Origin of the sequence: Nostoc sp., assembly GCF_036917615.1 — a bacterium.
In the GTDB taxonomy this organism is placed as follows: domain Bacteria; phylum Cyanobacteriota; class Cyanobacteriia; order Cyanobacteriales; family Nostocaceae; genus Nostoc.
This window is the reverse complement of sequence record NZ_JBALCZ010000070.1, coordinates 49,767-61,931: the sequence shown is the minus strand read 5'-3', so window position 1 is coordinate 61,931 and position 12,165 is coordinate 49,767. Positions and strand designations below refer to the sequence as shown.

The window sequence follows — 12,165 nt, the reverse complement described above, 5'->3', positions numbered from 1 at the left end:
AGTAGGCGAACTGTAGACATCGCCTAAAAATTCCAACTTATCTGATTGACAACAGATGTACTCTGGATGCGCCATTTACCTTGTTCTCGAATCAAATCATACCGAACTCGCAATTTCTCGTTAGAAGACTTTTGAAACTGACCATTTTCATATAACTGTGTCGCTTCCTTAACCGTAGCTTCCACTGCGGCACGATCTGCAAATAAATCAATTTTCTCAACAGATTCCACCTTCAGGCTATGGTCGTACTTGCGGTAGCGATTGTCTGACTTATCCTGTTGAGCAATCAGCCGCCATTGAGACAAAGCTGAACCAGTTAAAATCTGCTCTAAATTATTAATCTCATGATTCGGTCCTAAAGCTTCGGCTTTGGTAGATAGCCACGTCTGAATAACTTCCTCTGCCGTTGCATCTGTTAAAGGGCCATCTGTTGCTTGTGGTTTACTGTTTGGATCAGGAATAGATATTGGTGGTTGATTTATTTGTACAAATAACTGTGAACCACGCAAAGATGCTGTAGGAAAAAATAGATTTTTTAACCATCCAAAAGTCGTTGTGACTAACACCCAGAAAACTAATATACTCACCAAAGAAATAAACACTCTCCATACCAGCCGTGTTTTCCCTTCTATGGTGTTAGCAAAAGTTCGCCGCCGCCGAGGACGACGAGAATGAGGACGATTATCTGGTAAACGCTCTCGGCTAGCAGATGGAGTAGGTTTTCTCCGCCGACGCTTTTGGTTATGACCAGGTGCAGCAGTTTTAGCTGAACCATTCAAACGCTGATTAGTATTTCTGCCCATCCGTTCGACAGTAGGAATCTCTGATTTTACACTCCCAGATGAATTCCACATGGGTGGTGAGAAATTTGAATATTCGGGTGTTTCTTTTGTTGGTGTTTCTGGCAAATCTAGGTCAGGTGTTCTACTGTGATTAAATTGCCCTGAAGTCCTAGTTGAATTGTTGGGGAAAGGGGGATTATTTGTCTGGGGCTGGGGAAAATACTGGGGGTTAATTACAGCCCATTCATTAGTTGTTTCTGCATCCGTTGGCAGTGCTTCTAAATAAGCTTGCACCTGTTGGTTAGCAAAGTAATCTTTTAGGAAAGCTTGCTGGTTTGCTAAATCTCGAAAATGGGGAAATACTTCGTGTTGCAACCACTGTTCTGCATATAGACACAGCCCCGGTAATAAATCTGGAGAGTCTTGAGATTTTTCCCGAATAAAAGCTAAAGCTTCGTACTCCTGACTAAGTTCTAAAACACGAGTTGCTTCTTGGGTTTGTCCCAAAAGTAATGCACATAGCGACTGTTCTAAATGTACATCTTGGCGTTTGCCCAGACGCATGAGCATTTGCCTTGCTTGACGAATTAAAGCAGGTTGACGTTGAGCAAACCCGCGTGCTATCAAGGCATAAACAGCTAAATAAGTGGCAACAGCAGAAGGACGTTTGCTTTGGGCTTCAAATAACTTGTGCTGCTCTGCGACTGTTAAGTGGTTGCGTAACTGCTGGATAAATCGCAGAAAGTCATCTATATTTAAACCAGATTCATCATTGCTCGTGCCATCAATGCCACCACGATCTTCTAAGAGATTTTGCAATAATTCCAAGCCTTGGCGTCGTTCGGCAGTCTTTTCTTGAGGTAGTGCTAGCAACTCCAAAATTCGATATGGTCGCAATTTGTAAAGATCCGCCTGAATTTCTGCCTGTACACTGGAGAACAACCCTTCGCGTGCTAGCAGTTCTTGACCAGTTTCTAGGGATATGGCAGCATTTTCATAGTGACCTTGCTGCCACTGTTCCCGACCTAATTCTAGACAAGCAAGGGCAACAGTGAGAACAACATCTGGATGTTCAGCACTTTCGTGTATTTCTTCGTCTGCTAGATTATTGCCTTTTCTTGCACTTGTAGTACCATTTTTATTTACCAGGTACGGACGACCTAGTTTCAATACAAGTTCGTATTCCCCCAACTCTTGCAAAATTAATAAAGCGCCAACTAATTCGTCTTGGGTAATTTCGATCCCCAGACTCTGGGTGTCAATGCCCCTTTTGGTGCTTTCTGTACGATTTTCCAGTGCTACTGCGGCAGCAGCAAGGTTATCAGGGTCATAGGCGTGGGCAAGATAAAGCTGATCGTAGGTACTGCGTTCTTTTGGATCTGATAAAACCACGTAAGCTTCTTCTATGAGTTGTTTACGAGAAGAAATTGCTGCCTGAGAATACTCACGTCGTGGCAATTGTACAATGCGATCGCTGTATGCCTGCCGCAATTGTTCATCACTTGCCGCTAACGGTAGTCCTAAAATTCGGTAGTAATCTAGCGGAATTCGCACAGCCTACTTCCCCTGCACCGTGATCAATATAATTCACCTAGAGCTTTCTAGGCCTGTAAAACCGTGCCATGATAATGCCGTGTAGAATTTACTCTACAAGTGTATATTGCAACAACTTGTTTTGTACCTTCCCGAAATTTTGAGTCACATTCTAGTACTAATTTTTTGCTTTCGCCTAGAAAGCCTCAATTGTTTGTCTTAATTCTTAGTATTTTTGTTTAACATGACTATTATCAGCCTTCGATACCACAAACCACAACTACCGTTTTTAGTGACGGCATAAATGTTGTGGTTGCAAGAATCTATTGATGATTGGTTTTTTCGGGACTTTCCCAGTAAACGGTCACTAAAATACCACTATTGGGGGTTGACCCTGATAACAGGAGAAAAGAATAATATCATAATTAACCTTTAATTACAATTACCTATTTGGGTATAGAGACTTTTGCATCGTTTTTTTTAAATTGTTAATGGATATGCAGAAAGCAGTCTATCTTGATTGCTAGTCTATGAAGGGGAATAGTCAGAGATAAAAACCCAAAGCGGCAGATGTTGCCGTTAGAGTCAAATCCTCACGGGGCATGGGCTGAAAAGTTAAAAATCCGTCTTGGAAAGTTGCGCCACTGCGTTGGAGAGCCAGCGCGGTCTTCTCCCATTCGTGAGAGGCTAGCGCCTTGGCAAAGCGTCTCCAAGAGTTGGGGGTTTCCTTATGAGCGACTGGCGTCGCGTCTTTCGGCTGAAAGCAAGTGGCGTCTGATTTAAGCAAGCCTTAACTCAGACTTTCCGCAAAATGAAAAATTCGGCTATTTCCCTAAGACCCTTTTTTGGTGCATAAATAAAGTTTGATTGTTGAGTCTTACAAACGCTAGCCTGTTAAAAGCTAAGGTGTTATCAGACCAACTTATTTAAGACCGTAACTTTAAGTTGTACAACAGGGATAATCAAAAATAATGGTTCAAGAGCGTACTTTACCCACATTTAATCCTGCTACTACGCACATTACTAAAGAAGAAGGGTTACGGTTGTATGAGGACATGGTATTAGGGCGCTTGTTTGAAGACAAGTGCGCTGAAATGTACTACAGGGGCAAAATGTTTGGTTTTGTCCATTTGTACAACGGTCAAGAAGCCGTTTGCAGTGGGGTTGTGCAGTCAATGCGACCGGGTGAAGATTTCGTTTGCAGTACCTACCGTGACCACGTTCATGCTCTGAGTGCGGGTGTACCAGCAAAAGAGGTAATGGCAGAATTATTTGGCAAAGCCACAGGTTGCAGCAAAGGGCGCGGTGGTTCCATGCACATGTTTTCTGCTGAACATCGCTTGCTGGGCGGCTATGCTTTTGTGGCTGAGGGCATTCCTGTGGCAGCTGGAGCGGCTTTTCAAAGCAAATACCGCCGCGAAGTGCTAAAAGATGAAAGCGCTGACCAAGTGACAGCTTGCTTTTTTGGCGACGGTGCAGCTAACAACGGTCAGTTTTTCGAGACGCTAAATATGGCAGCCTTATGGAAACTGCCAATTCTGTTTGTAGTCGAAAATAATAAGTGGGCCATTGGGATGTCTCACGAGCGAGCCACTTCCCAGCCAGAGATTTATAAAAAAGCCAGTGTATTTAACATGGTGGGCGTGGAAGTAGATGGCATGGATGTACTAGCAGTCCGAGCCGTGGCCCAAGAAGCTGTAGCCCGTGCCCGTGCAGGTGAAGGCCCAACTTTAATTGAGGCACTTACCTACCGCTTCCGGGGTCACTCCTTGGCAGATCCTGATGAAATGCGAAGCAAAGCGGAGAAGGAATTTTGGTTTGCCCGTGATCCAATTAAGAAGTTGGCAGCTTATTTGCTGGAGCAAAACCTGGCGGATGAGGAAGAAATCAAAGCCATTGACCGTAAAATTCAGGGTGTAATCGACGAAGCAGTTAAATTTGCCGAAAGTAGCCCAGAACCAGACCCCAGCGAGTTATATCGTTTCGTTTTTGCAGAAGACGAATAACAGAGTTAGGAGTTAGGAGTTAGGAGTTATAAATTGTTAACTCCTAACTCACAATTCCTAACTCCTAACTCTCAGCTAATATTTAGGACTAAACTTGTGTTTACCATTGCAGTTCAACAGCAACAATACAAAACCTACATCCTTTCAGATGAAACCGCTGGTTCTCAACTGGAAGTTGTGCCAGAACGTGGTGGTATCATCACTCGTTGGCGTATACAGGGGCAGGAAATTTTCTACTTAGATACTGAACGCTTTGCTAATCCTGATTTGAGCGTCAGAGGTGGAAATCCTATTTTGTTTCCCATCTGCGGCAATATACCGGATAATACTTATACTCACAATGGACAGCAGTATACTCTTAAACAACACGGCTTTGCCCGTGATCTACCGTGGGAAGTAACTGACCAAGTTACTCAAGATAAAGCTAGCCTCACCCTCGTTCTTAACAGCAACGAGCAAACACGGGCAGTTTATCCTTTTGACTTTCAAGTGCTGTTCACTTATGAACTCCAAGGTAATACTTTAGAAATTCGGCAGCAGTATAAAAATCTTTCATCCACATCACTGCCCTTTTCAACGGGTTTCCATCCTTATTTTTTGACAGTTAATAAAGCTGGGCTAGAGTTTGAAATTCCTTCGCAAAAGTATCAAGACCAGATAACCAAGGAAATTCACCCCTTCAATGGTAATTTTGACTTTAGCCGCGATGAAATTGACGTTGCCTTTAAGCAGCTAACCAGTCAATCTGCCGCAGTAACAGACAACAGCCGCAAGTTAAAACTGACTCTAGATTATAGCAATGAATATCCAATTTTGGTGTTTTGGACGCTCAAAGGCAAAGATTTCTATTGTTTAGAACCGTGGAGCGCTCCCCGCAACTCCTTGAACACTGGTGAACATCTGACTGTGTTAGAACCAAAAAGCAGCTACACAGCATCTGTGCGCTTCAGGGCAGATTTTTTCTAAAGGCTTTACAAATCTACAGATATTCATGCTATGATGGCAAAGTTGCGAAAAGCAAAAAAGGGTCGCTAACTCAACGGTAGAGTACTCGGCTTTTAACCGATTAGTTCCGGGTTCGAATCCCGGGCGACCCATATTCAAGGAAAAAATGCTTGCTAAGTCTTTGAGGATAAAAGTCGTCGAGGCTAGCTCTATGGCTATCAAGAAAATTGTGAATCCGATCGCTCTGGGGAATAAAAAATTTTCGGATCAGCGATCGCTTTTTGCTGAAGATAAAGAAAGATTACAGATTAAGGGAAATTAACTAAGTTGTTAGCCTATTTCAGTGATTTTACGGTTACTTAAGTCTGGGCTGAAGGTGAATAACTGAATTTGAGCTTTTCAACTGGAAGTAACAGATGCAGGCAAATTTTGAGCAAAAAGCTTTTATTTCCTTAGCAGGTCTGGAAACTAAGAACTTACCGGCAAAGCAAATACGATTACAGGGTTTGTCTGGGAGCGATTACACTTACTTTTGGCAGTTATGGGAGCAGTATCGAGATTATCTTTACAGTCGCTGCTTACAGTGGATGGGAGGTAATCGTCATGATGCCGAAGACTTGTTCAGCCTGGCAATGCTCAAAGCCTGGAATCAATGGCCAGACTATGACAATAAAATCACCAAGCCCAGGGCTTGGTTGAGCCGACTCATCCACAACCTCTGCATGGATCTACATCGAGAACGTAAGCGAGAGGCACAAAGGATCAAAAATGTTGAGGACATTCAATTTAGAGATCATGCAGTAGTTACTTCCAGGCTTGAATCTCCTGAGTCAGAGATGTTTGGTGATGAACTGAGGACATACCTTTGCCATAAAATTGAGTCCTTACCCACGAGACTGCGCGAACCTTTTATCCTTCGCTACTGCCAAGAAAAGTCTTACAGAGACATTGCCAAGCAACTCGCCCTCTGTGAAGACAACGTTTACAAACGGGTTCAACAGGCGCGAACTATTCTGCAAAAGCAGTTAAGCAAATATCTGGCCGGGGAAGATGACACTCCCCTAGATTCCCTGCCACCCCGATTCAAATGGGTGGTTCCGATGGTGGAATCTAAATCTGATCAAAGGGTGATATCTGACTGGGAAGTGCCGATAACAACAAGCATTGAAGAAATTAATTACAAAGTAACTGTTATATGTCTGGAAACCTTGCAACATACTTGGTACAGTTCCCCCAGTCTTCTGGGGTGGAGATGAATGTTCATCTGGTTTTAGACGAAAAGCCAACTAGGCAAGATCAGAAGTTAAAAACATTAAGTAAGTACATCCAGAAGTATCCCCAAGGATGGAAAAAACGATTAGAATTGGCTGATTTGCTGTACGGAATGGGAAGCTGGGAGCAGGCGATCGCAGAGTATCGCCAAGTTATTGAGCGATCGCCTCAATTGATGAATGTGCGGCTGCAACTGGGGAAAATCTTGCAGATGATGAAACGAGAGGCAGAGGCTATAGAGCTATATGAGAGTGCCTTAACATTATCCTGTAATCAAGGGACTCAGCACCATATAAACGGATTGATTGCTGTTTGTAAAGGTGAAAGTCAAAAAGCAATCATCGCTTTTGATTCTGCGGCTGACCTAGAACCTGACAAAATAGTTCACTGGCTGGCATTGGGACAGGTGCACAAGGCCAGAGAAAATCCGATTGGGGCTTTACGAGCCTTTTCACGGGTTTTGTCACTCAACCCAGAGGATATTGTGGCCTTAATTCACAGCTATGACATGCTGATGGCAGTAGGAAACTTTCAGGAAGCTAGGCAGAGGTTAAGTAAAGCGATCGCTCTAGCTCCCGATGATTTCCAAGTACTCCAACGACAGTTAGATCAGCGTTGCGGGATGAGATTGGTATCCGGTGAAGAGGGAAAGCAGACTAAAAAGCTGATTGGTTTTTTGCTGCGACAGGCTCCTCACGCAGATGAAGCTTACAAATCACTAGCGTATTATCACCTTTATCGGGGGGATTGGACGCAAGGGGTAGGGGTGTTAGCAGAGTTTGCAGAGCAACACCCCAATCATCCTAGCGGTTGGTATTACTATGGGCAGTTCTTATTCCATACAGGGGAATATCAGGCGGCGACTGAGATGATACTGAAAGCTTATGGTTTGTATCCCAACGATTGTGAAATCTATCGGGCGTTGTGTGAGATATTGCCTGTTGAACCTCACCCCCTACCCGATCAGGAGAGGGGAGTAAGAAAAGAGGGAAATAAGGCAAATCTTGCTGCGATAGTGGAAGAAATGCTTGAGCGGTTTCCTGAACGCTGGAGTGTTTGGGCGACGGCGGGACGGGTGCTGGTGGAAAGTTTTAAAGATATGGAACTGGGGTGTAGTGTTTCTTTTCAAGGGACGCAACTACAGCCCCAGTTACCTGATGCTTGGTTTCGTCATGGACGGGTGTTGGCTTTAGCGCTCAAACACCAGGAAGCCGTGGAAGCGCTACAGCAAGGATGGCAGTTATTACCAGCAGTGGGGGGTTATCTGCAATCTGCACCTGCTGCGGTGTGGCTAGGAGAGAGTTATCAGGTACTAGGGGATGATGCAGCGAGTCGGAAGTGGTGGACAGAGGCTTGTCAGCGAACCAAAGAACTGATGGATTTCGACCTTTCTACTGCTCATTACTGGCAGGGGAGAGCCTTAGAGGGGTTGGGGGATACTTTGGGGGCGATGCAGGCTTATCGAAATGCTTTGAATTTGCAGTTGTTTTATCCTCGTCGCAGAGAGGTTGAGGCGGCTGTGAAACGGTTGCAAGCTATGGTGCCAAAAAGTTCTCGTGCTTGAGGTTGGTTTGATGGGATGAATTTAGGGAAAACCAAAAAATAAATTATCCCAAATTTATGGTTAGTAGGGTGCATCAGTCAGACAGGATCTATGAATATCAAAAGATTATTGCTACTGACGCACCCTACTAAAAGAATATTTTTTTATTTGTTAGTCCCATTATCAGAAAAAAACGCCTCTAACTCAAAAAATTCCGAATTTGACTTTGGAGATCGTCTTAAAAGTGTACAAGTCAAGAGAAATTAACTCCATGAAATCTCTAACTAGAATTTTTGTTGCTTTGTTGTTGGCTGTAAGCATTACATTTGGTAGTTTTCATAGTAATGCTCATGCTGCCTCTGCCTCGCCTCTACCCATACCCAGCATTAGGATTAATGGAAATACAACTTTCGACGAGATAGCAAAGAACATAAGATTTGACAGGAAATATACTATTCTGGTGGCTAACAAAACTGGAAGGACTCTTCAGCGTGCAGGCGTTTACAATGACTCATTTACAACCTGGCCTCTTGGTGATGTTGAGTCAAATAGCGCAGTCGGACAACAATTTGACGGTCATCCTATTACTAATAATTTTTCCTTTGCATCTAACTATAGAGTTGAACCTGGTAAAAATCTCCAATTAACAGCCAACTTTCCTACTATAGGCAGAAGAAGAATTGGACTCGGAAACATAAATCAAGACGGAGATAGCCCAGCAAAAAAAGTTTGGGACAACATGAACGATTCAAATGATAAAGCAGTCAATATTTCTCCTTTCCAAGGTCGTGCTTCCATCCAACAAAAAGACGGATCAATCATTTGGTATTATGAAGTCAAATAAGCAGGGTTATGGCTTTTAGTGCGATCGCTTGATCTTGGAGATTACCAAGAAATAAATTATCCAATCTTGTGAGGTGGGCGACCAAGCGCCCTTAAGTATGGGCGGACTTTTCGGGCCACCCGACAAGAAGAATATGTAAAAAGAGCGATCGCTTATCTTACCCAAAGAAGTGCGATCGCTCCTGTTTTGGGTTGGAGAATACTTTAGGGGCGATAAAGGCTTATCAAAGTGCCTTGAATTTGCAGTTGTTTTATCCGGCTCGTGGGGAAGTTAAGGAGGCTTTGAAACGGTTGCAAGCGATGGTGCAGAAGGGTTCTCGTTCTTGAGTTGGTTTTATCGAATGGATTTATTTAGAGAAAAAACGCCTCTAACTCGAAAAATTCCAAAATCGACCACTGGAAACGTCTTATAGATGTGAAGAACAAAAAAAGGCATTCAGATGCTTATTAACAGAGTGCCCTTCTGAACACAACACCAAACACAAGAGGCTAAGAAATTTATGACAAAGGTAAAAGTCGAATTAGTTAACGTTTATTGCCGAGATACCGAAGATGTAACCGGTGCTGATGATTTTTATCTCGTCGGTGGTTTGGTTGGAGGACAAACCACCAAGGCAATTCTGACAACTCCGATTAAAATCAATGATAAGCAAACCAAATCTTTCAAAGCAGACCAAACCGTTTTATTTGAAGGCGAAATCCCACAAGGACAAAGCGTCAAAGGCGGACTAAAGGCTTACGACGAAGATGCTGGAAAAGACTGGGCTAAGTACGGTGACACAGTTAAAAAGATTAGTAGTGCTATTTCAGGTGCTATAGCAGCAACAGGTCCACAAGGAGCTATTGCAGGAACGGTACTTTCAGCAGCTACAACCGCAGGAGGCATTCTTGCTAGTTTAGATAAAGATGACTTACTGGGTACTACCGAATTAGACATTTCCTCCACAGGACCCTCCCATGAAGAGCGAGCTTGGAAAATGTCCAAAACAAGCGGTACAGGCTGGTCTACCTGGGACTACACACTTACCTATCGTATTAGCCGTTTCTAGAGAACTGATTAATACCAATACAGTCGCCTAGTCTGTTAGGGTGCGTTGCGAAGAAAGCTAACGCACCTTCTTAAGTATCTATGCAATGTCTACAACGGGCTACGCCTATGCTCTTTTTAATTGCAGTCAGTGCGATCGCCGTTGGCAGGGTTTAAGAATGATACAGCGATCGCATCGCAGGTTATTGCAGTGCTTTGAGTCCAAGCAGTTAAAAGATAAGTTGCGAAAGGTTTATGGGAGTTGAGAGTGGATTTTGGGACAGAAAAAATACCTGTAAATCAAAAAATTCCTAAATTGGGATCGGCAATCGTCTTATAAGTGTAGACGAAAATCATACGTAAGTTTGAAATTCTTATTTTTTAGGAAAAAATCAATCGTGTCAAAAAATAAAATTGTTAGCTTAAGTGACATCCATATCAGTACAAATCATCCCACAAGCTGGTATCAAAAAAACTTCCACGAACCATATTTAGCAGCTATTTTAGACTATGTAATTAGTGAGGCTGACTCCATTCAAGAGCTAATTTTACTCGGTGATATATTCGATTTTTGGACTTATCCCCCCAATCATCAACCTCCTGAATTTGCTGCTATTTTAAAGGCTAATCCCAATATTTTTGGAGTTAATGGAAAGTTAAGTCAGGCTTTAACGGCTTTGAAAGGAAATGTGACTTATGTAAATGGCAACCATGACATGAACGTCACTAAAAATGATTTGCATCAAATTCCCAATTCATCGAATTACAAAATCAAACATTCTCCAGACCCAATTTATTACATTCAGACTGCGGGAGGAAAAAAGATTGCCTTTACTCACGGGCATATATTTACAATGTTTAATGCCCCCTACCTCCAGAGTGAAATTAGCCCATTACCTCTAGGCTATTTCGTTACCCGCGCAGTGGCTTATATGTTAAATAAAACCCTGAAACCTGGACAAACTGTCGCTGATTTGATAGGTCAAGGCGCTCCTAACGGGATGAATTTAGGAGGTTTAGTCTCCTCAATTCAATCCGCAATTGATTCTGGATCTATGGGCTTAGTTGATTTAGTTCTCGACTACATCACAAACGTGACTGAAATACCAGAGAAGGAACCGATTATCTTACCTAACGGTCAAACAACAACAATAGCAAAAGCAAAAGAATTATACCGTCTTTTGCAAAATCAGTGGATTGCTGATTGGGGAGGAGGTAAAAATGGTATATTAGCCACAGTCAAATCGGCTATTGCCGATTTAGATGGCACTTATATTCCTTGGTTTGCCCAACACTCTGCTCTAACCTCTGACTCAGACTTGATTGTTTTAGGACATACCCATGTACCCAAACTAGGCATCACCAATGGTTTGGTTGGATATGCTAATAATGGTTTTGAATGTCCTTCAACTCCTGATATTCCCTCACAAACATTTACTTTCACAGTAGTTTATACAGATAAATGCCTACCCAGTGTTTATCAGGTAGTTAAGCAGAATACTTCCTATCAAGTTATTCCTTATGCTGCTCCTCAAGACTCAGTAATTGCTTCTATTTCAATGGATTTTTCTTGTTATGTCATTATTGACAACACCAATGGAAATTCTAAATTGGATTTAATTGAATCCAAAGCTAATGATGGTTATTATGTCATCAATCCTCCTAAGCAGATTCTACCAGGAGAGCAAAGAGAGTTCTGGATACAAGATTATCCGGGGTTATTCGGCACAAAGGGTAGCGTAACCTATTCGGTAAATGGTCAACCTCTGAATTTGACCTATTCTTGTCCTACGGGTATATCCAGTAATAAATGTTCTGGTGCTAAGTTCTATACTTCCAATAATGGAGTCAATTGGGTTAAACTAAATGAAATCAAAAAGAGTGGACATCCCTTTTTTGTGAAGTTTGTACTGTAATACGATCGCTTGATATTGTAGGGGGCGTTAGATTTAGCTAACACACTTTATTAATTGTCAGTGCGATGTCTATGACGGGCTATTCGGCATCGCCCCTTTATGGTAAAATTTCACTAATTCCGTAGGCGTATGCATAATCTAATCCCAAATGCAATAGTCAGGGCAAAACAGCCTCAGAGCATCAGAAATTAGTACCCTTAAGTTCAAGCGATCGCTTTGACATGACCATTTTGGATACTGGGCTACTAGAGCTACTAGCTGTAGAGTAACTAAATGTACAGCAATACAGAGCAAGTAT

11 protein-coding genes and 1 tRNA gene are annotated in these 12,165 nt (G+C 42.6%); 10 read left to right on the top strand and 2 right to left on the bottom strand.

Going from position 1 to position 12,165, the window contains the following annotated elements:
• Positions 1–23 precede the first annotated feature (23 nt).
• On the bottom strand, positions 24–2,336 hold the full coding sequence (locus V7K85_RS26020) for an IMS domain-containing protein (RefSeq protein WP_334817950.1): 2,313 nt from the start codon (positions 2,334–2,336) through the stop codon (positions 24–26).
• Positions 2,337–2,859: 523 nt separating this feature from the next.
• Positions 2,860–3,102: a hypothetical protein gene (locus V7K85_RS26015; RefSeq protein WP_334817949.1), complete on the bottom strand. Its 243-nt coding sequence runs from the start codon at positions 3,100–3,102 to the stop codon at positions 2,860–2,862.
• Positions 3,103–3,286: 184 nt separating this feature from the next.
• Between V7K85_RS26015 and pdhA the strand changes: the two genes are divergently transcribed.
• From pdhA to V7K85_RS25965, 10 genes are all read left to right on the top strand, one after another.
• Positions 3,287–4,321: a pyruvate dehydrogenase (acetyl-transferring) E1 component subunit alpha gene (gene pdhA / locus V7K85_RS26010; protein ID WP_334817947.1), complete on the top strand. Its 1,035-nt coding sequence runs from the start codon at positions 3,287–3,289 to the stop codon at positions 4,319–4,321.
• 96 nt (positions 4,322–4,417) lie between these two features.
• The gene (locus V7K85_RS26005) at positions 4,418–5,287 is read left to right on the top strand and encodes an aldose epimerase family protein (protein WP_334817946.1); all 870 of its coding nucleotides are present in this window, start codon (positions 4,418–4,420) and stop codon (positions 5,285–5,287) included.
• Between the two features lie 59 nt (positions 5,288–5,346).
• Positions 5,347–5,418, top strand: a tRNA-Lys gene (locus V7K85_RS26000).
• 264 nt (positions 5,419–5,682) lie between these two features.
• On the top strand, positions 5,683–6,522 hold the full coding sequence (locus tag V7K85_RS25995; protein ID WP_334817944.1) for an RNA polymerase sigma factor: 840 nt from the start codon (positions 5,683–5,685) through the stop codon (positions 6,520–6,522).
• Positions 6,462–8,102, top strand: a complete 1,641-nt coding sequence (locus V7K85_RS25990) for a tetratricopeptide repeat protein (protein ID WP_334817943.1) — start codon at positions 6,462–6,464, stop codon at positions 8,100–8,102. The genes V7K85_RS25995 and V7K85_RS25990 overlap by 61 nt, the downstream gene beginning before the upstream one ends.
• A 250-nt stretch (positions 8,103–8,352) precedes the next feature.
• The gene (locus tag V7K85_RS25985; protein WP_334817941.1) at positions 8,353–8,925 is read left to right on the top strand and encodes a hypothetical protein; all 573 of its coding nucleotides are present in this window, start codon (positions 8,353–8,355) and stop codon (positions 8,923–8,925) included.
• Positions 8,926–9,116: 191 nt separating this feature from the next.
• Positions 9,117–9,251, top strand: coding sequence for a hypothetical protein (locus V7K85_RS25980; RefSeq protein ID WP_334817939.1), 135 nt, complete (start codon positions 9,117–9,119; stop codon positions 9,249–9,251).
• Positions 9,252–9,424: 173 nt separating this feature from the next.
• Positions 9,425–9,973 carry a hypothetical protein gene (locus V7K85_RS25975; RefSeq protein ID WP_334817937.1) on the top strand — a complete coding sequence of 183 codons (549 nt, stop codon included), beginning with the start codon at positions 9,425–9,427 and terminating at the stop codon, positions 9,971–9,973.
• 85 nt (positions 9,974–10,058) lie between these two features.
• Positions 10,059–10,217, top strand: coding sequence for a hypothetical protein (locus V7K85_RS25970; RefSeq protein ID WP_334817935.1), 159 nt, complete (start codon positions 10,059–10,061; stop codon positions 10,215–10,217).
• 132 nt (positions 10,218–10,349) lie between these two features.
• A complete protein-coding gene (locus V7K85_RS25965) occupies positions 10,350–11,867 on the top strand; it encodes a metallophosphoesterase (protein WP_334817932.1) in 1,518 nt (505 codons plus the stop codon).
• Positions 11,868–12,165 lie beyond the last annotated feature (298 nt).

What these genes read in the sequence shown, in the direction of transcription:
- V7K85_RS25975 (WP_334817937.1), top strand. Translation starts at nt 9,425, where the DNA reads ATGACAAAGGTAAAAGTCGAATTAGTTAACGTTTATTGCCGAGATACC.
- V7K85_RS25970 (WP_334817935.1), top strand. Translation starts at nt 10,059, where the DNA reads ATGTCTACAACGGGCTACGCCTATGCTCTTTTTAATTGCAGTCAGTGC.
- V7K85_RS25990 (WP_334817943.1), top strand. Translation starts at nt 6,462, where the DNA reads ATGTCTGGAAACCTTGCAACATACTTGGTACAGTTCCCCCAGTCTTCT.
- pdhA (WP_334817947.1), top strand. Translation starts at nt 3,287, where the DNA reads ATGGTTCAAGAGCGTACTTTACCCACATTTAATCCTGCTACTACGCAC.
- V7K85_RS25985 (WP_334817941.1), top strand. Translation starts at nt 8,353, where the DNA reads ATGAAATCTCTAACTAGAATTTTTGTTGCTTTGTTGTTGGCTGTAAGC.
- V7K85_RS25995 (WP_334817944.1), top strand. Translation starts at nt 5,683, where the DNA reads ATGCAGGCAAATTTTGAGCAAAAAGCTTTTATTTCCTTAGCAGGTCTG.